At 63.3% G+C, this 24732-nt stretch carries 19 protein-coding genes and 1 pseudogene; 14 read left to right on the top strand and 6 right to left on the bottom strand.

The genetic code is table 11. The features are described 5' to 3' along the window. Window positions 1-4 precede the first annotated feature (4 nt). Window positions 5-664 carry a pentapeptide repeat-containing protein gene (locus ACX80Q_RS02195; RefSeq protein WP_459328874.1) on the top strand — a complete coding sequence of 220 codons (660 nt, stop codon included), beginning with the start codon at window positions 5-7 and terminating at the stop codon, window positions 662-664. A gap of 18 nt (window positions 665-682) precedes the next feature. Continuing rightward, complete coding sequence (locus tag ACX80Q_RS02200; RefSeq protein ID WP_459328875.1) at window positions 683-2293, top strand: sialidase family protein; 1611 nt, start codon at window positions 683-685, stop codon at window positions 2291-2293. 25 nt (window positions 2294-2318) lie between these two features. Here ACX80Q_RS02200 and ACX80Q_RS02205 read toward each other — a convergent pair whose 3' ends face one another. Together ACX80Q_RS02205 and ACX80Q_RS02210 are read right to left on the bottom strand one after the other, a co-directional pair. After that, a complete protein-coding gene (locus ACX80Q_RS02205; protein ID WP_459328876.1) occupies window positions 2319-2822 on the bottom strand; it encodes a PspA/IM30 family protein in 504 nt (167 codons plus the stop codon). Between the two features lie 9 nt (window positions 2823-2831). Beyond that, window positions 2832-3407 carry a hypothetical protein gene (locus tag ACX80Q_RS02210; protein ID WP_459328877.1) on the bottom strand — a complete coding sequence of 192 codons (576 nt, stop codon included), beginning with the start codon at window positions 3405-3407 and terminating at the stop codon, window positions 2832-2834. Between the two features lie 138 nt (window positions 3408-3545). Here ACX80Q_RS02210 and ACX80Q_RS02215 point away from each other — a divergent pair, with 138 nt between their 5' ends. From ACX80Q_RS02215 to ACX80Q_RS02235, 5 genes and pseudogenes are all read left to right on the top strand, one after another. Beyond that, a complete protein-coding gene (locus ACX80Q_RS02215; RefSeq protein ID WP_459328878.1) occupies window positions 3546-3947 on the top strand; it encodes a YccF domain-containing protein in 402 nt (133 codons plus the stop codon). A gap of 62 nt (window positions 3948-4009) precedes the next feature. Next, the gene (locus ACX80Q_RS02220; protein ID WP_459328879.1) at window positions 4010-4243 is read left to right on the top strand and encodes a hypothetical protein; all 234 of its coding nucleotides are present in this window, start codon (window positions 4010-4012) and stop codon (window positions 4241-4243) included. Continuing rightward, window positions 4243-4833 (top strand): HutD/Ves family protein, encoded by a 591-nt coding sequence (locus ACX80Q_RS02225; RefSeq protein ID WP_459328880.1) that lies wholly within the window; start codon window positions 4243-4245, stop codon window positions 4831-4833. Before ACX80Q_RS02220 ends, ACX80Q_RS02225 begins: the two co-directional genes overlap by 1 nt. A 172-nt stretch (window positions 4834-5005) precedes the next feature. Then, on the top strand, window positions 5006-5782 hold the full coding sequence (locus tag ACX80Q_RS02230) for a hypothetical protein (protein ID WP_459328881.1): 777 nt from the start codon (window positions 5006-5008) through the stop codon (window positions 5780-5782). 109 nt (window positions 5783-5891) lie between these two features. Next, a pseudogene (locus tag ACX80Q_RS02235) lies at window positions 5892-7030 on the top strand (cation:proton antiporter). Between the two features lie 114 nt (window positions 7031-7144). Here the strand turns inward: ACX80Q_RS02235 and ACX80Q_RS02240 are convergent. Further along, complete coding sequence (locus ACX80Q_RS02240; RefSeq protein ID WP_459328882.1) at window positions 7145-8866, bottom strand: DEAD/DEAH box helicase; 1722 nt, start codon at window positions 8864-8866, stop codon at window positions 7145-7147. A 372-nt stretch (window positions 8867-9238) separates the two neighbouring features. On the opposite strand from ACX80Q_RS02240, the gene trmB reads away from it, so the two are divergent. From trmB to ACX80Q_RS02275, 7 genes are all read left to right on the top strand, one after another. Next, complete coding sequence (gene trmB, locus ACX80Q_RS02245) at window positions 9239-10171, top strand: tRNA (guanosine(46)-N7)-methyltransferase TrmB (RefSeq protein ID WP_459328883.1); 933 nt, start codon at window positions 9239-9241, stop codon at window positions 10169-10171. Window positions 10172-10827: 656 nt separating this feature from the next. Next, window positions 10828-14541, top strand: a complete 3714-nt coding sequence (locus tag ACX80Q_RS02250; RefSeq protein ID WP_459328884.1) for a nitrate reductase subunit alpha — start codon at window positions 10828-10830, stop codon at window positions 14539-14541. After that, the gene (narH, locus tag ACX80Q_RS02255) at window positions 14541-16256 is read left to right on the top strand and encodes a nitrate reductase subunit beta (protein ID WP_459328885.1); all 1716 of its coding nucleotides are present in this window, start codon (window positions 14541-14543) and stop codon (window positions 16254-16256) included. Before ACX80Q_RS02250 ends, narH begins: the two co-directional genes overlap by 1 nt. After that, complete coding sequence (narJ, locus tag ACX80Q_RS02260; RefSeq protein ID WP_459328886.1) at window positions 16253-16885, top strand: nitrate reductase molybdenum cofactor assembly chaperone; 633 nt, start codon at window positions 16253-16255, stop codon at window positions 16883-16885. Before narH ends, narJ begins: the two co-directional genes overlap by 4 nt. A gap of 3 nt (window positions 16886-16888) precedes the next feature. Then, window positions 16889-17635: a respiratory nitrate reductase subunit gamma gene (gene narI, locus ACX80Q_RS02265; protein ID WP_459328887.1), complete on the top strand. Its 747-nt coding sequence runs from the start codon at window positions 16889-16891 to the stop codon at window positions 17633-17635. Window positions 17636-17653: 18 nt separating this feature from the next. Continuing rightward, on the top strand, window positions 17654-18883 hold the full coding sequence (locus ACX80Q_RS02270; RefSeq protein WP_459328888.1) for an MFS transporter: 1230 nt from the start codon (window positions 17654-17656) through the stop codon (window positions 18881-18883). Window positions 18884-19116: 233 nt separating this feature from the next. Then, window positions 19117-22494, top strand: a complete 3378-nt coding sequence (locus ACX80Q_RS02275) for a DEAD/DEAH box helicase (protein WP_459328940.1) — start codon at window positions 19117-19119, stop codon at window positions 22492-22494. Window positions 22495-22580: 86 nt separating this feature from the next. Here the strand turns inward: ACX80Q_RS02275 and ACX80Q_RS02280 are convergent, their stop codons facing one another. From ACX80Q_RS02280 to ACX80Q_RS02290, 3 genes are all read right to left on the bottom strand, one after another. Next, on the bottom strand, window positions 22581-23021 hold the full coding sequence (locus ACX80Q_RS02280; protein WP_459328889.1) for a heat shock protein transcriptional repressor HspR: 441 nt from the start codon (window positions 23019-23021) through the stop codon (window positions 22581-22583). A 64-nt stretch (window positions 23022-23085) separates the two neighbouring features. Continuing rightward, the gene (locus tag ACX80Q_RS02285; protein WP_459328890.1) at window positions 23086-24078 is read right to left on the bottom strand and encodes a DnaJ C-terminal domain-containing protein; all 993 of its coding nucleotides are present in this window, start codon (window positions 24076-24078) and stop codon (window positions 23086-23088) included. A gap of 94 nt (window positions 24079-24172) precedes the next feature. Continuing rightward, window positions 24173-24730, bottom strand: coding sequence for a nucleotide exchange factor GrpE (locus tag ACX80Q_RS02290; RefSeq protein ID WP_459328891.1), 558 nt, complete (start codon window positions 24728-24730; stop codon window positions 24173-24175). Between the last annotated feature and the right edge of the window lie 2 nt (window positions 24731-24732).

The following is a 24732-nucleotide window of genomic DNA, read 5'->3' on the forward strand; positions in this document are numbered from 1 at the left end:
TGCCATGGCACCGAAAAAAGAACCCCGCGAACCCCGGCTGACCCCGCTTCAGCTACACGACCTGGCGGAGAATGACGATGCCTTCTTTGGCCCGGGCGAGACCTATGATGGGCAGTTCTTCGACAGGCCGTCCTTTGACGATGCAAACCTGACTTCCACGGATTTCCTGGAGTGCCAGCTCAACGGGCCCACCCTGAATAACACGGAAATGCGCGGCGTGCGCTTCCGCGGAACGGTGGTCAATGACAGCTTTGCCCCCGTGATGCACGGCGCGCGCACCAGCTGGCGGGACACTGAAATCATGTCCCCGCGCTGGGGATCGGCCGAGCTTTACGACAGCAGCTGGCAATCGGTGCGTATTGATGGCGGCAAAATCGACTTCCTGAATCTTCGCGCCGCCAAGATCACCGACCTGCTCATCAGCGACGCCATCATCGGTGAGCTGGATCTGGGTGGAGCCACTGTGACCCGCATGGGCCTGAGGAATTGCCGGATTGGCACCCTTGACCTGCAGCAGTCCACGCTGAAGGATCTTGATCTGCGTGGTACTGAATTCCGCACCCTCAACGGCGTGGGTTCCATGTCCGGAGTGGTCCTGGATGACTATCAGCTGGGCCTGCTGGCACCCATTTTGGCGGCGCATTTGGGCATCACCATCGCCTAGCGGTCTAGACTTCACTATGTGAAGCTACGTCCTACCTCATCGGAACATGTCCTTGCCCGCCGCGGAACGGCTGGCCACCGCCAGTACAGGATCCCGGCCCTGGCGGTTTCCCCGCGCGGCACCCTCCTAGCCGCCTATGACGGCCGCCCCAACCTAGATGACCTGCCCAACCCGATCGACCTGTTGATCCGCCGCAGCGTGGACAACGGCGCCACGTGGGAGCCGCAGCAGACCGTCCGCACGGGCACTGGCCTGGACGGCTACGGCGATCCCAGCCTGCTGATCGACACCCAAACGCAGCGCATCTTCATGTTCCATGCAGCGGGCACGCATGCCGGCTTCTTTGAGGCCGTTGAAGGTTTGGCGGACACGGACAGCATCCAGCACGCCGATCTCAGCTTTTCCGACGACGACGGCGTCACCTGGCAACATCGCCGCCTCACCTCCATGCTCAAACGCGAGGGCATGACGGGCCTGTTTGCTGCGGCCGGCGCGGGCATCCAGATCCACACGGGCCCCTTCACCGGACGGCTCGTGCAGCAGTTCGTGGTGCTATTCCGCGGCGAGATTGCCTCCGCCAGTGCGTACAGCGACGACCACGGTGACACCTGGACGCTGGGTGAGTTGATTGCCGGCGGCAATGAAAACAAGGTGGTGTGCCGCACTGACGGCAGCCTGTTGATGCATTCGCGCGCCACCCCGTTCCGGCTCACGGCCGTGTCCACCGATGGCGGCCACAGCTACTCCCCTGCCCAGCCGCACCACGAGCTGCCCGACCCCAGTGACAACGGCTCGGTGGCCCGCTTTGACGGCTTCCCCAACGTCACAGCACTCGCAGGCAAGGAGACGGACCAGTGGCTCATCGCCACCCACAACCACGACCCTCTGCTGCGCCGGAACACCTTGCTGAAACTCTCGCAAGACGACGGCGCAACGTGGCCCCACGCCGTCGTACTGTGCGCGGGAAGTTCCGAGTATTCCACGGCAGCCCGCCTGCCCGATGGCCGGATTGGCGTGCTCTACGAACGCCAGGGCTACCAGGAAATTGTGTTCGTCGCCGTGGATCCCGCGGACTTGTTGGCCTCCCCTGCCGCCGAACTGACGCCCGACGGCGGCACCAGCTACGCCGGTGAACTCGCCTTGGACGTGGTGTTGCGGTCCATTACCCCGGGCCGTCCCGCCGTGTGGGAGAGTGTTGGCGAGCGTTTTGTGCTGACGCAGACCGACGGGGATTGGGATCCTGCCGCGTGGAAGGAAGTGGGGCAGGGCTACTCCGAGGACGCGCCCCAGGTGCTGTCCAACCGTGCATCGCAGGATCTGAACTATGGCACTGTGATTCCCGGCTATAAAGCTGGGGACGTGCTGGCGTTCAGCGGCCGGGTGCGGAACCTCGGCGAAACGCAGGCTTCCGTTTCCGTCGTCCTTGGTGCCGCCGAGATGCTGCTGGCGGCCGAGCCATTGACCCCCGGTCAAGACAGCGGCTTCACGGCGAGCTACACAGTGACGGCTGCGGATATAGCGGCCGGCAGTGCCATCGTGACGTTCACCCTCAATGCTGGCGAAAACGCGTCGGACGCCAAGAAATCCTTTGCCTTCGGGATGGCGACGGGCAACGTCACGGAGTCTTGATGTTGGTTCGGTCACGCACGGTGGCCTAGCGCGCCGGCCCGTCCAGATCATCCAGCGAGCTGGCGATTCTGTGGCGGGCATCGGCCGCCGTGTGCGTGGCTTTGAGAGTTTCCGCCGTGACGTTAAACCCGGCAACCCGGGCCTGCAGCTGAGTCAGGGCGGCAATCAGCATTGTCTCCTGCTCCGCCAGGGCGTCACGCTGGGAGATGAGATCGGCCATTTGTTCGCCCATGATGAGGTGGCGGCCCAGGGCTGTTTGCGCCGCCGCCCCATCCCCCGCGGCCTCAGATTCCTTGGCCTGGGCGGAGAGCTGGTCCATGGCGACTTGCAGGTGGACTGCCTGCAGATCCAGGCGCTGCCTGCTGACAGACACGTCGGCCACGCCTCGGCGCATTTTCTGCACGGCGGCCTGCTGCTTAAGCTGGGCATCCGCCAAGGTGAGCTGGTTGCCAGCGGAGGCTCCGGCGTCGTACGTCTGCTTGGGAGTCTTGAAAGCAAAGAAAGCTGCTATCCGGGCAAAAAAACTCATGGCGGCAGGTTAGTCCTTGCCGAGATCCGTGTAGGTGGTGGACCAGTTCTTGAGCATGGCAGCCTCGATTTCCAGCGTTCGGGTGAGGTCCTTCAGGTCCACATCACCGGCGGGGGCAGCGGCGCTGGCCAAGGCGTTGCGCACGCCCTTGGCCGTCTGGGTGATTTGTTCCACCTGGACGCCGAGGGTTTTGGCATAGAGGCTCTGGACCGCGGGATCGGGCTCCTGCTGGGCCACCAGAAGCTGATGTTCCATGACGGCGCCAGTCTGCTGAAGGGTGTTGAAAATCTGCTCAAGATTTCCCGTGTACTGGCCGGTACTCTGGGCGACTCCCAGGGAACGCCGGGTGGCCTCCAACGACTCTGCCAAGGCCACCCGCTGCTTGAGGATCTCCGCGACGGGCCCGGTGCTTGCCTCGGCCCGCGCCTTGAGGGCACTGCGTTTAGCTGACTCATACTTGGGCTTGGAAATCTTCACCAGGCTCAGCACGCCGCGCCTGGCCAGTACCCCAAGGGTGACCGCCACGCCCAGAACAATGGCGATGATGACCAAGATGACGACCAACACGGCTGTGATGGGATCCATGGTTTCTTCGTTTTCCTGACGTTGAAAATCGCTAACAGTTGGTGCAATTTAGCCTAGCACCGGCCCCTGGGGGCGCTGGGGGAAAGCTCAGGGGCATCCCTGATGCTTTTGTGGGTGTTGGCAGGGCAGAATGGGGTGATGAAGACACTCTTGAACATCATCTGGCTGGTTTTCGGCGGCTTTTGGCTGGCGCTCAGCTACTTCCTGGCCGGAATTGTGTGCTGCATCCTCATCATCACCATCCCATGGGGCATCGCGTCGTTCCGGATTGCCGGGTACGCGCTGTGGCCGTTTGGCCGGACTGTGGTGGACAAGCCCGGTGGCACAGGCGTCGCCAGCACGCTGGGCAACGTCATTTGGATTCTGGTGGCCGGCATCTGGATTGTTATCAGCCACGTCACCACAGCAGTTGCCATGGCCGTGACCATCATTGGCATCCCGCTGGCCATCGCCAACATCAAGATGATCCCCATCTCCTTGATGCCGCTGGGCAAGGAAATCGTGCCCACCAACCAGCCCTTTGTGCGCAGCTACCACTAGCGTTCCTTTCCGGATGACGTCCTTCAACCGACTGCCTGGGCAATGCCGCGTAAGCTGGTGCCATGCGTAATAAGTCCGACTGGCTGGACATCATTGTCAACTTCGCCAGTTTTGCAGCCATGATCCTGGTGCTCACCTTTGCCCGGATCAACCTGCCCCTGAAGATCGTGCTGGCCTTTGCCGTTTCCCTGGCCATCACGGGAGGCTGGTCATACTACAAACGCAAGATCCGCCGTCGCCCCTCAGACCCCAAGCGCCTGCACGTGTACAGCGTCAAGAATGAGGATGAAAAGTAGTGGACATTGTTCGCTACGCCTCGCTCAAGACCACGCCCTGGGCCAACGGCGGCGGGGTGAGCCGGCAGCTTGCCGCGGCTCCGAACGGCGATGGCTTCGACTGGCGTATCAGCATCGCCGAAGTGGCCAAGGCTGGCCCGTTTTCACCCATGCCCGGCATGGACCGGATCATCACCGTGATCGACGGCGAGCTCATTGCCCTGACCGTTGACGGCGCCGAGCAGGCACTGGAGAAGTTCCGCCCGTTCCGCTTTTCCGGCGACTCCCAGACCTCAGCGTCCCTGCCCACTGGCGCCTTGAAGGACCTGAATTTGATCACGCGCCGGGGCGCGTTCAAGGGCTACGCGGCCATCATTGAGCTGTCCAAAAAGCGCCCGCACCCCGTCTTTGCCGGCCAATTTGCCGTGCTGTTGCAGGGCTCTGCCACGGTTTCCCCCGCTTCCCCGGACGACGCCGGAGCCTCCTCCGCTGCGCCGGTCACCTCAGCCGAGGCGCTGGGCAAATTCGACACAGTAGTGGGGTCCGAGGATGCACCCGAAATTTCCGGCCGCGGCTTCCTCGCCATCCTGAGCATCGACCCCGTCGGGTAGCCCCACCCGCTCCGCATCTGACCCGCAGAAAACGCCGAAAATCGCGCCAAAACCGCAATTTTTCGGCGTTTTCTGCGGGTCAGATGCGTAATTCTCCGAGGTCATCCCGTGGTCTGACGCTCGTTGACCCTTGACCGTCCTAGACTGGCCATTCTGGGGAAAGGGTTTGGCTGTGAAAGTTTCGATTCGTGCAACGGTGACTTCGGTGGCACTGGTTGCCTTGTTGGGTCTGGGCGCATGTGCCGCCCCGCCCACCACCACGTACACCAATGACGCGGGCCAAGACGTCACAGTCAACTGGAAAGACTATCCACTGCACGCTTACTCCCTGCCCGAAGACCTGCTGGCGGCACCCGTCAAGGAGAACGTCGAATTCGGGTCGGCGAGACTTTTCGCGGAAATCAAAACTGCTCTCAACAAGGATTTTTCCTTGACCTGGAAATCCGCTGGCGAACCGAGCTGGAACCGTGATTGGGGTAACGGCTACGGCGGCAAGACGATGACCTCCACCTACAACTCCGTTGAGTGGAGCAGCACAACACTTCCCGTATCCACCGCTGAGTGGAAGAAAATCGTCAGAATCGTCAGCCGGGTCACCACGGCACGCGGTCTGGGTCCCGTGAAGCTTACTCAGGACGGCGAATCGTTCAAGAATGACGCCGAGTGGCAAAAGGATCTGGTGGAACAGTACGGCACCGCGGATCCGGAAAAGCTCTGGTGGTGGGACGGGATGGCATCCTCGGGTTCACAGTGGATATCTGTGTACCTGGTCAATGTTGACCGGGACACAACAGGGACGGCGGCCACGGAGTATCAGGAATCCAAGCTCCCAGCACGCTCCATCTCCTACGGAGTCACCACTGTGCCACGGGCTGAGCTGCACGCCTTCAAGGAAGCCTTGGAACCGTTTGTGGGCCTGACTCCGCCAGAGCCCACCACGTCGGACTGAGTGGCCCAGAACCTAGCCTTGCTCACCCGGACCTTGGGCAAATCAGCATCGCCATGCACAATGGGCACATGGAACAGCCACGTTTGCACCGAGCCGCGGGTGCTGCCCCATGACGTTCCCGCTCCTCGCCCTCATTTGTGTGGCCGCCTTGTTGGGACCGCTGTTGGCGCTCCCGGCAAGGTGGCGCATTCCGGTGGTGATCGGCGAGCTACTCGCGGGGATCCTCATGGGCCGATCCGGGCTGGGCTTGGTGGACCCGGCCGAGCCCACTTTCACGTTCCTGGCGGACATGGGATTCGCCCTCATCATGTTCGTGGTGGGCACGCACGTCCCGGTCCGGGACAAGAAAATTCGCGCCGCCCTGGGCAGTGGTGCCCTGCGCCTGGTGGTGGTGGCAGCAGCTGGGGCAGCGGTGGGCATTGGCCTGGCTGCTATTTTTGGCGGTGGACACGCACCGCTCTACCTGGTGTTGCTGGCGTCCTCATCCGCAGCACTGGCGCTGCCCATGATTGGCTCACTGAAATTGTCCGGCCCACCCATTCTTGCCATGACAGCCCAGGTAGCCATGGCGGACACCTTAGCCATCATTGCCCTGCCGCTTGTCCTCAACCCGGCCACGGCGGGCACAGCAGCGCTTGGCTCACTCGCAGTGTTGGCGAGTGCCGGCGTGGTCTATGTGATGTTGCGCAGGGCGGACGCGAACGGCAGCTGGCGCCGAATTCACAAGGTCTCAGAACAAAGGAAGTTTGCCTTCGAACTGCGATTCCAGCTGGTGGTACTTTTGCCTTGGCGGGGCTTGCGGTGTGGAGCCATGTATCCATCATGCTTGCCGGATTCGCCTTCGGGCTGGCGGTTGCGGCGGTGGGCGAGCCGCGCAGGCTGGCCCACCAGCTCTTTGCCATCACCGAGGGGTTCCTGGGCCCGCTGTTCTTCCTCTGGCTTGGCGCATCCTTGGATCTGCGCGAACTGGCCGCGCACCCGCCCATGATCGGACTGGGGCTGGCGCTGGGATTTGGTGCCATAGCGGTCCACTGCGTGACGCGCTTCCTTGGCCAACCGCTGTCCTTGGGCGTGCTCTCCGCCTCGCAGCTGGGAGTGCCCGTTGCCGCCGCAACGATTGGTATTCAGCAAGATCTGTTGGCACCTGGTGAACCAGCGGCGCTGATTTTGGGCGCCCTGGTGACGATGGCGGCAGCCACCATAGCTGCGGGGAGATACGCGGCTGCCGCACCCGCGCGCCGCCGGTGAGTGCCGCCGTCGTGCGCCATGCCCTTAAACACATCTGACCCGCAGAAAACGCCGAAAAAACAAGATTTTCATCGATTTTTCGCCGTTTACTGCGGGTCAGTTCGGAAGGACTAGTTAGCGGCCGCGGCGCTGGTTCGACGCAGGCGCTGACGCGCGGCGGGGTCCGCCGGAGCGTGCACCGCCACCGTTGGAGTTGAAGCTGCCACCGGAGTTGCCGCCAGTGTTGGAGGACCACACTGCGCCACCCTGACCGGCACCGCGTGAGGTGCTGCGCGGGGCGTCGTTGGTGTGTGAGGAGCTGCGCGTTGCAGAACCCTGACCTGCGCGGTTGCCGCGGGCCACGTCGCCGTCGCGCGCCGGGCGGCCCTCGCCGGAACGTGCCGGACGGCCTTCACCGGCTGCACGGGCGGGACGGCCCTGACCGGCAAAGCGGCCGCCGGCAGGCTGGCCTTCACGACGCTCGGACCGGTTCCCGGCAGCTGCCGGACGCTCGGAGGAATCAGCTGAAACGCGGCCTCGTCCACCGCGGCCGCCACGGCCACCGGCTGTGGGGGCTGCACCTGTGCGGGCGCGCTTGCGCTGAGCGTTGGCGCCGGTTGAGGTGCCACCACCCTGGGCCGGCTGCTTGGAAGCGAGCAAGGCTGCACGGGTGCGGGGGTCAATCTTGTCGGCAACATCGCCTACCAGGCCGGCGATGGTCGGTGAGCTGGCGTTGACGCGCTCAAAGTTCACGTCAACTCCGGCTGCCTTCATGAGCTTCTTGACGTCGCTCTGCTGCTCGGGGAGCGTCAGGGTGACAACAACGCCGTCGGATCCGGCACGAGCCGTACGGCCGGAGCGGTGCAGGTATGCCTTGTGCTCTGTGGGCGGGTCAACGTGGATGACCAGTTCAATGTCATCAACGTGCACGCCGCGGGCGGCAACGTCGGTGGCAACCAGGACGCGCACGTCGCCGGTGGAGAACTCGGCCAGGTTCCTATCACGGGCGTTCTGTGACAGGTTTCCGTGAAGATCAACGGCGGGGATACCGGCGTCGGTCAGGGTCTTGGCCAGCTTGCGGGCGTGGTGCTTGGTGCGCATGAACAGGATGCGGCGCCCGGCGCCGGAGGCCAGCTCAACGATGACCTGCTTCTTGATGGTCTGATCGCCAACAACCAAAACGTGGTGTTCCATGGTGGAAACCGTGGCAACCGGCTCATCCACTGAGTGTGTGAGCTGGTTGGAGAGGTAGCGCTGAACAATCTTGTCCACGCCGTTGTCCAACGTTGCGGAGAACAGCATGCGCTGGCCCTGCGTGGGGGTGGTGTCCAGCAGGCGCTTGACGACGGGCAGGAAGCCCAGGTCAGCCATGTGGTCGGCCTCGTCCAAAACAGTGATCTCAACGCTTTCCAGCGAAACGATGCGCTGCTTCATGAGGTCTTCGAGGCGGCCCGGGCAGGCGATGACGATGTCAACGCCGGCGCGCAGTGCCTTTTCCTGGCGGGCCTGGGAGACGCCGCCGTAAATGACTGTGGTGTTCAAGCCCATGGCCTTGGCCAGCGGCTCGATCGTGTTGTTCAGCTGGGTTGCCAGCTCACGAGTGGGTGCCAGCACCAAGCCCATGGGACGGCCGGGCTTGCGGAAGTAAGGGGCTTCGCGCTCGGCCAGGCGGGCAACGAGCGGGATGGCGAAGGCAATGGTCTTGCCGGAGCCGGTGCGGCCGCGACCCAGAACATCGCGACCTGCCAGGGTGTCCGGCAGGGTCTTGATCTGGATGGGGAATGCTTCTTCAATGCCCTGAGCGGCGAGTGAAGCAACGATTTCCTTGGGCGCACCAAGGGCAGCAAAAGTTGTCATGTAAAGAGAGAATCTTTCGTAAGGCGGTTCAACGTCCCACGATCAGTTTTGACCGCGGGTTCGCCGATTCAATGCCAGAGCGTGTCAACCGCGAGTTGCGTAAAGCAAAATCTTTGCGGGACAAGTTGCATGCGTTCATCGACGCAGAATGCGCTTGATGCACATTAAGTATTCCTAGTCTAACAGCGGCACGACGCCGGGCACTCACCTTAGTGCCATATCTCACCTTCTGCTCTGCTCGAATGCTGACCGCAGCCCCGAGCTGCATGGCTGCACACAGCTTTTGGTGGCTACGGTCAGCAATCGCGGTTGGCGGGCGTTCAAACACACCCCGTTCCTTGCCGCCAGAAGAAGCCCGGTACCCTTAAAGGGATGAGTGAAACCCCAGCTTCCGTCCCCGAATCATCCGCACCGGCGGCCAACGCGCCAGCAACTGCGCCCGTTGAGGAGCGCGCACCGCGTTCGCAGGACGGCACAGCGCGCCCCGTCACCCCTGGCAGCCAGGCCGCCGAGGGAACCTACCGCGCCCAGCCGGTGTCCTTTGTGCGCCGCGGCACGCGTTTGCAGGGCCGGCGCCAGCAGGCCTGGGACGACCACTCGGACACCCTGGCTGTGGACGTCCCCCGCCACATTGCCGACACCTCCGTCCACCCGGAATACGTTTTTGACGCCGAGGCCGAGTTTGGCCGCACGGCACCGCTGGTGGTGGAGATTGGCTCGGGCCTGGGCGATGCCGTGGTCCACGCCGCCATGGAGAACCCGGACATGGACTTCCTCGCCGTTGAGGTGTACACGCCCGGCCTGGCACAGACCATCCAAAAGATTGTGGCCAAGGAGCTGAGCAACGTCCGCGTGGTGCAGGCCAACGCGCCCGAGGTGCTGAGCACCATGCTGCCTGCCGGTTCCGTGAGCCAGGTCTGGGTGTTCTTCCCGGACCCGTGGCACAAGTCCAAGCACAACAAGCGCCGCATGGTGAAGGACACGTTCGCCCCGCTGGTTGCCCGCGTGCTGGCCCCGGGTGGCATTTGGCGCCTGGCCACCGACTGGTCCACCTATGCCGAGCAAATGCAGCAGGTGGGTGCGGCGTCAGCTGATTTCACCAACATGCACGACGGCGAGCGCACAGGTTCCGCGAGCCCCCTCACCGAAGCGCGGCTCAGCGGGGTTGACTGCGAGCAAAGTGATGAGCCCGATGCTGTGGGCGGGTGGGCGCCGCGCTTTGACGGCCGCATCCTGACCAGTTTTGAGAACAAGGCCCACAAGGCCGGCCGCGTCATCTTCGACCTGGCCTTCCGCCGCAACTAGTCGCCACGCCGTCCCTCAGCTCGCAAGCTCAGCCAGGGAGCCCTCGGGCGTGGGCCCAACGGCAACCAATACGTAATTGGGGTGGGTTGGGCGGCGTGGATGGGGGTGAGCTCGTCTCCGGGTTGTCTTGGCTTGTTGAGGGCGTGTTGTGGACTGCCTGGGGTCTGCTGGGTGCTCCTTGCTGGGTTATGCGCCAGTCGGGGAGTTGGCGTGGCGCATATCCTGGGGCCACTTTGTGTCTGCGCACGGGGAGTGGCTGGCGTGGCGCCAGTGTTAGAGCAGCGCCGTGTCGACAAGGACGGCTGCGCATAATGCAGGGCAGCCCTGGTTCCTGATGTCGCACCACTGTGAGCAACCACAGGATTCTTGCCTCGCAAGCAACAGTGACGAGCACCAGTGGCGCGGCAACGCCGCCCACCAACTGGCCCGCAGAAAACGGCGAAAATCACGGTAGAACCGTGCATTTTCGGCGTTTTCTGCGGGCCAGTTGGGGTTTAGGGGAGAGCGGCGCACCGCGTCATATTGCCCCACATCCGTGACACAAACGCCGCCACAAAAAATAAAAGTCGCATGAAGTAGGCAACAATTAGCGCAGCGCTTTGTTAACTAATCCAGCGACTGTAGAAAACCGGCCAAACTCACCCTAGGGTGGGGCCATGACTGCTGAACCTTTTGTTGCTGGAGTCGATGGACCGGCGTCGGATGCCATGTTGAAGCTGGGGCGCTTCTTCACCAAGTGGGATGTGAGTGATGACTCCCGCGCGGTTTTCCGGGAGGGCGGACGGGCCGGTGACATCTTTTACCGGGATAGGTGGAGTCATGACAAGGTGGTGCGCTCAACCCATGGCGTGAATTGCACGGGATCGTGTTCGTGGAAGGTGTACGTCAAGGACGGCATCATCACGTGGGAGTCGCAACAGACCGATTACCCCAGCGTGGGTCCGGACAGCCCAGAGTATGAGCCCCGCGGCTGCCCCCGCGGCGCGGCATTCTCCTGGTACACCTACTCCCCCACCCGCGTCCGCTTCCCCTACGCCCGCGGCGTGCTCGTGGAAATGTACCGCGAGGCCAAGGCCCGCCTCAAGGACCCCGTGCTGGCCTTTGCCGAGGTGGCCAGTGACCCGGAGAAGCGCAAGAGGTACCAGAATGCCCGGGGCAAGGGCGGCCTGGTCCGCACCTCCTGGGCCGAGGCGCTGGAAATTGCTGCCGCCGCGCACGTGAACACCATCAAGACGTACGGCCCGGACCGGGTGGCGGGCTTCTCCCCCATCCCGGCCATGTCCATTGTCAGCCACGCCATTGGCACCCGCTTCGTGCAGCTCATTGGCGGGGTCATGACCTCCTTTTATGACTGGTACGCGGACCTTCCCGTGGCCAGCCCCCAAGTTTTTGGCGACCAGACCGACGTCCCGGAGTCCGGCGACTGGTGGGATGCCACCTATCTGATGATGTGGGGCTCCAACGTCCCCGTCACCCGCACCCCCGACGCCCACTGGATGACAGAGGTGCGGTACCGCGGCACCAAGGTCATAGCCGTCAGCCCAGACTATGCGGACAACACCAAGTTCGCCGACGAATGGCTGCCCGCCGCGGCCGGCACCGACGCCGCCCTGGCCATGGGCATGGGCCACGTGATGCTCAAGGAATTTTTCGTGGACCGCCAGGTGCCGTACTTCCAAGGCTACGTCCGCCAGTTCACCGACCTGCCGTTCCTTATCAGGCTGGTGAAGCGCGACGACGGAACGTACAGTCCCGGAAAATTCCTCACCGCCGCGCTGGTCCCCGGCCAGGAACACCAGGAGGATGCGGCATTCAAGACGATGCTCTTTGACCGGGTGAGCGGTAGTGCCATTGTCCCCAACGGCACCCTGGGCCACAGGTATTCCAAAACCGGTGAGGGCAAGTGGAACCTTGACCTGGCGGGCATTGAACCGGCCCTGAGCATGGCCGAGGTGTCCGGCGAATCAGTGGAGATTCTGCTGCCATGCTTTGAGGACCCCGAAGGGACCGGTTCCATCCTCAGGCGCGGGGTGCCCGCCACGATGGTTGAGGGCCATCTGGTCACCACGGTCTACGACCTGATGCTGGCCCAATACGGTGTGGGCCGGCCTGGCCTGCCGGGCGATTGGGCCACGGACTACAACGACGCCGCAACCCCCTACACCCCCGCCTGGCAGGAAGAAATCACCTCAGTTCCCGCCCAGGCGTGCATCCGTATTGCCCGCGAATTTGCCCGCAATGCTGAGCAGTCCAAGGGCCGTTCCATGATCATTATGGGCGCCGGCATCTGCCAGTGGTTCCACGGCGACACCACGTACCGGGCCATTTTGGCGCTGGTCATGCTCACGGGTTGCATGGGCCGCAACGGCGGCGGCTGGGCTCACTATGTGGGGCAGGAGAAGTGCCGCCCCATGACCGGTTGGGTGTCCCTGGCCAATGCCCTTGACTGGTCCCGCCCGCCGCGCACCATGATCGGTACCGGCTACTGGTACATGCACACCGACCAGTGGCGCCAGGACGGCTACTCCGCCGATGCCCTGAAGTCCCCCCTGTCCACGGGCAATTTGGATGGCATGCACACGGCTGACGCGCTGGCACAGTCGGCACGGCTGGGCTGGATGCCGTTTTATCCACAATTTGATGCGAACCCGCTGGATCTGGCGGACCAAGCCATCGCAGCAGTCGCAGCAGGCGAAGCCCCGGATGAGAAGACGTGGGTGGCGCAGTCACTGGCGAACCGGACCATCAACCCGGCCATCGAGGACGTTGACGCGCCGGAAAACTGGCCGCGCACCCTGGTGCTGTGGCGTTCCAACTTGTTTGGTTCCTCGGCCAAGGGCAACGAGTACTTCCTGCGCAACCTGCTCGGCACCCACAACAACGTCATGGGCCAGGACAGCGAGGCCTCCCTCAAGCCCAAGGACGTGAAATGGCATGAGCAAGGCCCCGAGGGCAAGCTTGATTTCCTGGTCTCCGCGGACTTCCGCATGACCAGCACAACCCTGCTGTCCGACGTCGTTTTTCCGGCGGCAACCTGGTACGAGAAGCACGACCTTTCCTCCACCGACATGCACCCGTTTGTGCACGCCTTCACCCCCGCCATTGACCCACCATGGGAGACAAAAACCGACTTTGAGATGTTCCAACTGCTGGCCGAGGAGTTCTCACGCCAGGCGGTGAAGCATTTGGGCACCCGCAAGGACCTGGTCAGTGTCCCGCTCATTCACGACACCGTGGGGCAGATCGCCCAGCCTGGCGGGGTGGTCCGCGACTGGCGTGAGGACGGCATTGACGGTGTACCCGGGCAAAACATGCCCAACTTCATGGTGGTGGAGCGCGACTACACCGCCATTGCCAACAAGCTCACGGCCGTGGGCCCGCTGGCGGACAAGCTCGGGTTCACCGTCAAGGACGTCAACTACAAACTGGACAAAGCACTCACGCACCTCGCCAAGGCGAACGGTGTCATGCTGGGCGGTGCGGCGCACGGACGCCCAGCCATCGACACGGACGCGAAACTGGCCGAGGCCATCCTGACGTTTTCCGGCACCACCAACGGCCAACTTGCCGTCAGCGGCTTCAGGGAACTGGAGAAGCGCACGGGCGTGAAGCTGGTGGATCTGGCCGAGGGCAGCGAGGAAAAGCACATCTCCTTTGCCATGACCCAGGCCGGGCCAGTTCCGGTCATCACCTCCCCGGAGTGGTCGGGCTCGGAGACGGGCGGGCGGCGCTACGCTCCCTTCACCATCAACATTGAGCGACTCAAGCCCTTCCACACGCTCACGGGTCGCATGCACTTTTTCCTTGACCACGACTGGATCATCGACATTGGTGAGGCGCTGCCCATCTACCGGCCACCTCTAGACATGCACAAACTCTTTGGCGAACCCAAGCTGGGCCCCACAGGGGAACAGGAAATTGTTCTCCGGTACCTGACCCCGCACTCCAAGTGGTCCATCCACTCCGAGTACCAGGACAACCTGCTCATGCTCTCGCTCTCCCGCGGCGGCCCAACAGTCTGGCTGAGCCCACAGGATGCCGCCTCCATCAACGTCTTAGACAACGAATGGGTTGAGTGCGTGAACATGAACGGCGTATTCGTGGGCCGGGCCGTGGTCAGCCACCGCATGCCGGTAGGCGTTGCCTACATCCACCACGCCCAGGAGCGCACCATCGACGTCCCCAAGTCGGAGGCCACGGGCCGGCGCGGCGGCATCCACAACTCGGTGACCCGCCTGCTGGTGAAACCCTCCCACCTGATTGGCGGGTACGCCCAGCAAACGTACGCGTTCAACTACCTTGGCCCCACGGGAAACCAGCGGGACAACGTATCCACCATCCGCCGTCGTTCCCAGGAGGTGCAGTACTAATGCGTGTAATGGCTCAAATGGGCATGGTCATGAATCTGGACAAGTGCATTGGCTGCCACACCTGCTCCGTCACGTGCAAGCAGGCCTGGACCAACCGGGCCGGGGTGGAGTACGTCTGGTTCAACAATGTGGAGACCCGTCCCGGGCAGGGCTATCCGCGCCGCTACGAGGACCAGGAAAAGTGGAAGGGTGGCTGGGAGCTGAACAAGCGCGGCCGGCTCAGGCTCAAGGCCGGCGGGCGCGTGAAGAAGCTGTTGGGCCTGTTCGCCAACCCCATCCAGCCAGAGCTCAAGGACTACTACGAGCCGTGGACGTATGACTACAAGACGCTGGTGGATGCGCCCCTGGGCGACGATTTCCCCGTGGCCCGACCCAAGAGCCTGATCACGGGCAAGGACACGAAAATCACCTGGAGCGCCAATTGGGACGACAACCTGGGCGGCACCAGCGAGCTGGGCCATTTGGATCCGATCGTGGAGAAGGTGCGCCGCGAGTCCGAGGACAAAATCAAGTTTGAGTATGAGCAGACGTTCATGTTCTACCTGCCGCGTATTTGTGAGCATTGCCTGAACCCCTCCTGCATGGCTTCGTGCCCGTCCGGCGCAATTTACAAGCGCGTTGAAGACGGCATCGTGCTGGTGGACCAGGACCAGTGCCGCGGCTGGCGCCAGTGCATGACCGGCTGCCCCTACAAGAAGATTTACTTCAACCACAAGACCGGCAAGGCCGAGAAGTGCACCTTCTGCTACCCGCGGATTGAGGTGGGCCTGCCCACCGTGTGCTCGGAAACCTGCGTGGGCCGGCTGCGCTACCTTGGCCTTTTCCTGTACGACGCCGACGCCGTCACCGCCGCGGCCTCGGTCACCGACCCCAGAGATTTGTACCAGTCGCAGATGGACGTTCTGCTGGATCCCAGCGATCCCGCGGTCATCGCGGCTGCCCGCGAGCAGGGAATCGCGGAGGACTGGATCGAGGCCGCCCAAAAGTCGCCCGTTTATGCGCTGACCAAGGTGTACAAACTGGCCCTGCCGCTGCACCCCGAGTACCGCACCATGCCCATGGTTTGGTACATCCCGCCGCTCTCCCCCGTAGTTGACCTGCTCCGCGATCAAGGGCACGACGCCGAAAGTCAGGACGTGCTCTTCGGCGCCATTGACGCCCTGCGCATCCCTGTGGAGTATTTGGCCGAACTGTTCACGGCCGGAGACACCGAGCAAGTCACGCAGGTGCTGCGCAAGTTGGCGGCCATGCGCGCCTATATGCGCGGGATTTCCCTGGGCAATGACCCCGACGAGTCCATCCCGGCCAGTGTGGGCATGGACGGGGCCACCATGTATGAGATGTACCGGCTCATGGCCATCGCCAAGTACAGCGAGCGCTACGTGATCCCCAAGGCGCACGCCGAGCAGGCGCACGACCTTGAGGAGATGGGCTGTTCCCTGGATTTCGACGGCGGACCCGGCATGGGGGCCATGGGCAACTCCCCCTTCGGTGAGGCCAGCGGACGCCCCACACCTGTGGCCGTGGAAACGTTCAACGCGCTCAAGGACAGGCAAAGTTCGGATTCCGTGGCGGGAGCTGACACACTGCGCGGCAGGGTGAACCTGCTCAATTGGGACGGCAACGGTGCGCCGCCTGGCCTGTTCCCGCAAAACCACCCCGGCGGGGCTGCCGACGAAGCCCGGGCGGATGCTCATGACGGCGGTGGCTCATGAGCAGGGCGACGGGCAAGCAAGATCAGGTGTCGTTTTTAGCCGCCGCCTGGTGCCTGTCCTATCCCGATGCCGAACTCGTGGCCAGGGTGCCGCTCATGCGCGCCGCGCTCGGCGAGTTTCCGGGCGCAACCCAGCCGTTCGCCGTCGTACTGGAACTACTGGAGGGCACCGACGTGATGGAGTTGCAAACCCAGTACGTCCGGGAGTTTGACCTGGGCAAGCGCCACGCCCTGCACCTTTCCTACTGGACGGACGGGGACACGCGCCGCCGCGGGGAGGTGCTGGGGGCGTTCAAGAAGGTCTACCGCGGCTCGGACACGCTGGTGGACACCCGTGGGGAACTGCCGGACTATCTACCCATGGTGCTGGAATATGCGGCCACCGTGGACCTGGCCGCCGGCAAGGAATTGTTGCAGCAGTACCGGCCCAGCCTTGAACTGATCAAGTTTGGGCTGCTGCGGGACAATCTGCCCCATAGCGCCATTGTGCAGGCCGTGTGCAACGCCCTGCCCGGGGCGTCGCCGGCGGACGAACAGGCCGTGATGCGGATGGCCGGTTACGGACCGCCCACCGAATCCGTGGGCCTGGACCCCTACGATCCGCGGCTGCTGCCCATGAAAGGAAGCTGAACAATGGACATTTTCCTGTGGGGCGTGCTGCCCTACGTCATGGTGGTCATCCTGGTAGGCGGCTCCATCTGGCGCTACAAATACGATCAATTTGGTTGGACCACCCGCTCCTCCCAGCTGTATGAATCCAGGCTGCTGCGGATCGGTTCCCCGCTGTTCCACTTTGGCTTGCTGGCCGTCATTGCCGGGCACTTTTTTGGCCTGGTCATCCCCAAATCGTGGACCGAAGCTGTGGGCATGACCGAGGACATTTACCACTTCAACGCCTTGTTTGTGGGCTCCATTGCCGGGGTGGGGACCTTGGCCGGCATTGCCTTGCTGATTTACCGCCGCCGCAAGACAGGCCCCGTTTTCATGGCCACGACCAAGAACGACAAACTCATGTATGTGGTGCTGCTGGCCGCCATTCTCTTTGGCCTGTGGACCACGTTGGCCAGCGTGTTCTTTGACGAACACGGGGTGACGTACCGCGACACCGTCTCCCCCTGGTTCCGCTCGCTGTTCATCTTTCAACCGGACGTTGCCGCCATGGCTGCCGCTCCCACGTCGTTCCACCTCCACACGCTGGTGGGCATGCTGCTGTTCATGGTGTGGCCGTTCACCCGGCTTGTCCACGCTTTCACGGCGCCCTTGCACTACTTGTTCCGGCCCTACATTGTGTACCGCTCCAGGGACTTGGGCGCCAGCGCTGCCAACCGTGACGGATGGTCGGACGTGGGCACGCGCGACCGCGACACCCGCAACCGCTAACTGACCCTAGGAGAGACCATGGCACAGACCACGGCAGCACCCGCACTGAAGGGTCAGGCGTTGAACCTGATCCTGGCCACGGCCGCCTCCGTGGTGGGGTTTTGGGCCTGGAACATCATCGCCACCCTCAGTTCCCACTATGCCAAGAACCTTGAACTTTCCGCTGGAACCATGGGCATCCTGGTGGCCATGCCCATCTTTGTGGGGTCCCTGGGCCGCATTGTTGTGGGCATCATGACGGACAAGTACGGCGGCCGGGCCCTCTTTACCTTTGTGCTGGTGGCCACCATCCCCACGGTGTTGCTGGTGGCCCTGGGTGGCGCCCTGAATTCCCTTGCCCTGGTGCTGCTTGCCGGCTTCCTCCTGGGCATTGCGGGGACGGTATTTGCTGTGGGCATCCCCTTTGTCAGCGCCTGGTACCCGCCAGCCCGCCGCGGATTTGCCACAGGCGTTTTTGGCGCAGGCATGGGTGGCACAGCCCTGGCGGCGTTCCTGAACCCGCGCTTGGTGAAGTCCATCGGCTACGTGCCAACCCACCTGGTGGTCGCCGGGCTGCTGGCAGTCATGGCCGTGCTGGTGTGGTGTTTCATGAAGAACGCCCCCGGCTGGCAGCCCAGCACGGCACCGGTCATGCCCCGACTCGTGGAGGCCTCCAAGCTGGCTGTCACGTGGAAAATGTGTTTCCTGTATGCCGTAGTCTTTGGCGGTTTTGTCTCCTTCGCCACCTATCTGCCCACGTATCTGCGCGACGTCTACGCCTTTGATCCGAGTGCTGCCGGCGCGCGGACGGCCGGCTTTGCGCTGGCCGCCGTGATTGCCCGGCCCATTGGCGGGGCGTTGGCGGACAAGATCGGCTCCAAACCTGTTGTTTTGGCTTCCCTGGCGGGTGTTGCGGTCCTGGGATTCCTGGTTGCCCTGGAACCTGCCGCTGATGTTCAGGCGGGACCCATCTTTATTGGCCTGGCGGCGGCACTTGGTTTGGGCACGGGCGGCGTGTTCGCCTGGGTTGGCGTACTGTCCCCCGAGGGCAAGGTGGGGACCATCAGCGGCATTGTCAGTGCCGCCGGCGGCTTGGGCGGGTACTTCCCGCCGCTGATCATGGGCTGGACGTACAACCCCGATGCCGAGCACTACAAGTACGCCATTGGGCTGTCCCTGCTGGTGGTCACGGCCATTGTGGCGTTGCTCTTCGCCTTGTTCCTGGTGAAAACACCCGCCAAGGAAGCCGCGGCACACCCCGCAACTTAAAAACGTTCTCCCACGGCGGGACGCGGCCAGGAACTGCATTGGGGGCAGTTCTTGGCCGCAGTTGTGGGCAAAGGGAATCTTGGGGTAATCACGGTCCCCAATGCTGCGTAAGATTGATAGATGTGGTCCTTGGCCTTGGATCATCCCCAACCGACAGGTGGAAAAGTTCCGTGACGTACTCCTCCGCCGATTCTCGTTTACTAACGCGGGTCGCCGAGTTCACCGAAAATTCCATTGCCGCTGGCCGTGCCTACGCTGATGAGGACCGTGTCGCAGACATTGTCCTGGAACCAGCCACGGGCCTGCTCTCCGGTACGGTATTTGGCGCCCAGAAATACAAGACGACAGCCAAGTTGGTGCGCGAGCACGACGGCGTCATCGCCTGCCGGGTGGGCATCTGCAACTGCCCCGTGCGCCAAAACTGCAAGCACGTTGTGGCGTTGATTGCCGCCGCCGAGGCGGAACAATCATTCACCGACTTCTTTGTTCCGGAGGAAGCCCCCCGCGAACCCACGTATCTTGAAACACTGCTGGCAAAGGCCAAGGGCGGCAAGGCTGCAGCCCCCGCGCCCGCCGAAGCCGGAGCCGAGCTGGCCCCCGATTCCTGGGAAGCGGCGTTGTCTGCCTTGCTGCCACCAACCACCGCGGCCCCCAGCCCCGACACACCCGCCTTGGGTCTGCAATTTGAGCTGCATGTGCCGCCACCGCGGTTCTCCTACCGCGGCCGCGGCAGCACAGTCCCCGCCGAAGCAGTCCTCAACGTTCGCCCCGTGGTCATGGGCAATCGCGGCAAATGGGTCAAGTCCGGCGTCAGCTGGGCCACCTTGGGGTACCTGGCGTACGGCGGCGTGCACGATAAAACCCAGTTGGAATGGCTCAGCGAGTTCCTGTCCTCGCACAGCCCGCGCCAGTACAGCCACGGAAACGCGAGCGCCTGGCTGGCCCTGAATGACTTTGCCGGCCGGAATTTGTGGCAGCTGCTGGCCAGTGCGCACAAAAACGGCATTGCCCTGATCCAGTCTGGAACCGGCGATCCCATCCGGGTGAGCACGGCCGAGGCCACACTGTCCCTTGATGTGACCCGTCCGGAGGCCGGCGGCCTGGATGTTGGGCCACTCATTGAGGTGGACGGCATCACCGTCAAGCAAGAGGTCGTGGGCCGGGTAGGCACCCCCGTCAGCGGGCTGTTCATTAGTGACCAAAGCGAGCCAGTACCCAGCTCGGGCAGCACATCATTGGCGCGCAACGGCGTCGTGCGGGGCAATATCACCGTGGCACCGCTGCCGGCGGACACGTCCGCGCAGCTGCTCGATTTCGCGTTGCGCAAGGAGAACGTGCACGTCCCGGAGCTGGCGCGCGAGAAGTTCCTGACCCAGTTCTACCCGCAGCTCAAGCAGGCGGCGGCCGTGGTTTCCGCTGACCACTCGGTGGAATTGCCGGCGTATGTTGAGCCCACGCTGTCGCTCCTGGCGGCGTACGGCACCGACCACACGGTGCGCCTGCACTGGGAATGGCACTACCCCGTGGGCAGCCGCATCACCTCCCTGCCGCTGTGGCCGGAACTGGGCGAGGCTGCCGTGCGTGACAACGGCGCCGAGGCCAGGCTCATTGCCAGTGTTGGGCAGCCGTGGGAGGAGATCACTGCCATGGGCGTGGCGGCCAACAACGCCTGGGGTGACCCCATTTTGGCGGCCTCCGCGCAGTTGAACGGCCTTGACACCCTCACCTTCACCGAAGTGGTGGCGCCGCGGCTCGCCGAACTGCCCGGGGTCACCGTGGAAACCTCCGGCGACATCGCCAGCTACCGCGAGGTCACCGAGGCACCCGTGGTCACCATCTCCACCAAGGCCACCGACGAGCGCGACTGGTTCGACCTGGGCATCGTGATCACCCTAGAAGGCCAGTACGTTTCCTTCGCCGCCGTGTTCTCCGCCCTGGCCGCCGGGAACACCCGCATGCTGCTGCCCAGTGGCGCCTATTTCTCCCTGGACCGCCCGGAACTCCACCAGCTGCGGGCGCTCATTGAGGAAGCCCGCGGCCTGAATGACAACAAGGATGGCGAGCTGCGGATCAGCCGCTTCCAGGCCGGGCTGTGGGATGAATTGGCCCAGCTGGGCATTGTTGACGAGCAGGCCCAGGCCTGGAGCAAGGCCATTTCCGGACTGCTCGACGGCGGTCCTCCCGTGGCGCTGCCGTCCCCGCCCACACTCAATGCCACCTTGCGCCCGTACCAGCTGGACGGCTTCAACTGGCTGCACTTCCTGTACAGCTTTGGCCTGGGCGGCGTGCTCGCCGATGACATGGGTTTGGGCAAGACCGTCCAGACCCTGGCGTTGATGTGCCAGGTCAAGGCCGAAGACCCCGATTTGAACAAGCCGTTCCTGGTGGTGGCACCCACCTCCGTGGTGGGCAACTGGGCCAGTGAAAGCCTGAAGTTCGCCCCTGGCCTGAAGGTGGTGACGGTCTCGGAGACCTTTGCCAAGAGCGGGCTGATTTCCGCAGACTTCTTCGCCGGCGCCGACATTGTCATCACCTCCTACGCGTTGTTCCGCATCGATTTTGCCGAATACGGGATGCAGCCTTTTGCCGGGCTGATCCTTGATGAGGCCCAGTTCGTCAAGAACCACCAGTCCAAGGCCTACCAGTGTGCCCGCAAGATCAAGGCACCGTTCAAGCTGGCCGTGACGGGTACGCCCATGGAAAACAACCTCATGGAGTTGTGGGCCCTGCTGTCCATCGTGGCACCGGGTCTTTTCCCCAGCCCCAAACGCTTTGCCGAATTCTACCAACGGCCCATCGAGAAGAACGCCGATTCGGAGCTGCTAAGCAAGCTGCGGGCCCGGGTGAAACCGCTCATGCTGCGCCGCACCAAGGAAGCCGTCATTGCCGATCTTCCCGCCAAGCAGGAACAAATCCTTGAAGTGGAATTGAACCCGCGGCACCAGAAGATCTACCAAACCCATCTGCAGCGTGAACGTGCCAAGATCCTTGGTCTGCTGGAGGACGTGAACAAGAACCGGTTCACCATCTTCCAGTCCCTGACCCTGCTGCGTCAGCTCAGCCTGGACGTCTCCCTGGTGGATGAAACGCAGGCAGGTGTGCGCTCCTCCAAGCTGGATGTTTTGTTTGAACAGCTCGAGGATGTGGTGAAGGAAGGCCACCGGGCGTTGATCTTCAGCCAGTTCACCGGCTTCCTGGGCAAGGTCCGCGACCGCCTCGTTGCCGAGGGCATTGACTTCACCTACCTGGACGGCAGCACCCGCAACAGGGCCGCCGTCGTGGATGAATTCAAGACCGGCACGGCGCCGCTGTTCCTCATCAGCCTCAAGGCCGGTGGTTTTGGTTTGAACCTGACCGAGGCCGACTACGTGTTCATCCTTGACCCGTGGTGGAACCCCGCCTCGGAGGCTCAGGCGGTGGACCGTACCCACCGCATTGGCCAGAAGAAGAACGTCATGGTCTACCGGCTGGTCGCCAAGGACACCATCGAGGAAAAGGTCATGGCGCTCAAGGCCAAGAAGTCCCAGCTGTTCTCCGATGTGATGAGCGGGGATTCCCTCTCCAGCGGCGCGTTGACAGCCACCGACCTGGCCGGCCTGTTCCGCGACTAGCCCTTAAACAACTGACCCGCAGAAAACGGCGAAAATGTGCGCTTTTGGCGCGATTTTCGGCGTTTTCTGCGGGCCAGTTGGCGTTGTTAGCGCTGCGGGCGCCAGACCACCATGGCCTGGCTGCGCGGGCGCGGACGCTGGCCGCGGGCCAGGGCAACAATGTCATCGCCCGTGAGGCCAGCAGCAAAAACCCGGCTGCTGGCCCGAAGCGAGCCCGACTGCAGTGCCGTTGTGACAGTTTCGAGCTGCTCGCTGAGTTCAAGCACCTGGGACCGCAAAAGTTCCACCTGGTTTTCCAACTGCATGATCCGGCGGATGCCCTCCAGGGACACGCCGGCCTGCGACAGCCTTTGCACCTCGCGGAGCATGTCCACGTCGTGTTGGGAATACCGCCGGGCCCGGCCAGGGGCGCGGGTTGGCATCACAATGCCCAAGCGGTCGTATTGACGCAATGTTTGCGGATGCATCTCCGCCAACTCCGCTGCAACGGAGATCACAAAGATGGGCGCGTACGGGTCAACATTCATGGCGATCTCCTTCCTTGCTGCGGGTGTGGGCCCAACCGGGGTTGGGCCCACGTGGGCGTGGTTGCTACAGTTTGGCCTTGTCCTTCAACGCGGCCCGGGGGTCGCCGTCGGCGGTGGCTGCCGCAAAGGCGCGGACGGCCTCCTCGGCTTCCTTGCTGAGCTTCTGCGGCACGGCCACGTCAATCGTGACGAGCAAATCGCCGTCGCCCTTGGACGTTTTCACACCGGCACCCTTGACACGCAGGGTCCGCCCGGAAGGGGTTCCGGCAGGAACGCGGACACGCACGGTGTCGCCCGTCAGCGTGGGGACGCTGATGTCTGCGCCCAGGGCCGCTTCGGGGAACGTCACAGGGACGTGGATGCGGATGTTGTTTCCGTCGCGGACAAAGAAGTCGTGCGGCTTGACGTTGACGGTGACCATCAGATCGCCCGGTCCCGCGGCGCCCGGCTGGCCCTTGCCCTTGACCCGGACCTTCTGACCGTCCTTGATCCCGGCAGGAATCCGCACGTCGATGGTCTCACCGTTGGGTTCACGCAGGGCAATTTTGGTGCCGTTGATGGAGCCACCAAAGGAGATGGAGGTCGACGCCGTACGGTCCGCACCCTTGGTGGGTGGCGGGGGTTGGTAGCCGCCGAAGCCGCCACCGCCGCCACCGAAGAGGTCAGCGAATTCCGGCGGAAGATTGGAGCCGTTGAAGCCTTGGGCGCCGCCGCGCGGAGCCCGCCCGCCGCGTCCGCCACCAAAAAGGTCACCGAAGACGTCTTCAAAACCTGCGTTGCCGCCGCCCTGGCCGGCTCCGCCTGCGCTGAAGCGGGCACCGCCACCCATGGCCCGGATGGCGTCGTACTGTTCGCGGTCTTCCTTGCTGGAGAGCACTGAATACGCTTCGGAGACGTCCTTGAAAGTCTTCTCCGCGGTGGGGTCACCGGAGTTGGTGTCCGGATGGTACTTCCGCGCCAGCTTCCGGTATGCCTTCTTGATGTCGGCATCCGATGCATCTTTGGCCACACCGAGAATTTTGTAGAAGTCCTTTTCTGCCCAGTCCTGACTTGCCAAGACGCCTCCTTTCTAAAAGTTTGTGGGTTGGTGCTGGCGGTTGAGCTTGTCGAAACCCACTGGCTTCGACAAGCTCAACCACCGAATTGTGTTGTTACTCGGGTACTGCCACGATCACCTGAGCGGCGCGCAAGATACGCTCACCGGACTTGTAGCCGTTGCGCAGCACCTGGCTGACGGTGTCAATCTCAACATCGGCTGAAGGCTGCTGAATGAGAGCCTCGTGAATGGTTGGGTCGAAGGGAACGCCTGTGGCGTCGATCTTCTCCAAACCGTACGTGGCCAAAGCCGCCTCCAGCTTGCTGGCAATGGCAGCGAACGGGCCATCGACAATATCGCCGTGGGCGCGCCCTGCATCAATGCCATCAAGGACCGGAAGCAGCGAGTTCAGCACACCGATGACTGCCATCTGTCCGGCAACTGCCCGGTCACGCTCAACGCGCTTGCGGTAGTTGACGTACTCGGCTTGCAAGCGAAGAAGGTCGTTCTTCAACTCGGCAGCGTCGTCGGGAGCTGCGCCCTGGGCTACGGCGTCCTCGGCGGGAACCTCAACACCGTTGAGGATCTCTTCCGCCTGGGACAGCGCGTCGCCGTCGGTCTCGACAGGCTCCTGCACCGGCTCGCCCTCTTGGGGGTTTACTGAGTCAGCCATGG

This window comes from Arthrobacter sp. HLT1-20 (genome assembly GCF_054510895.1).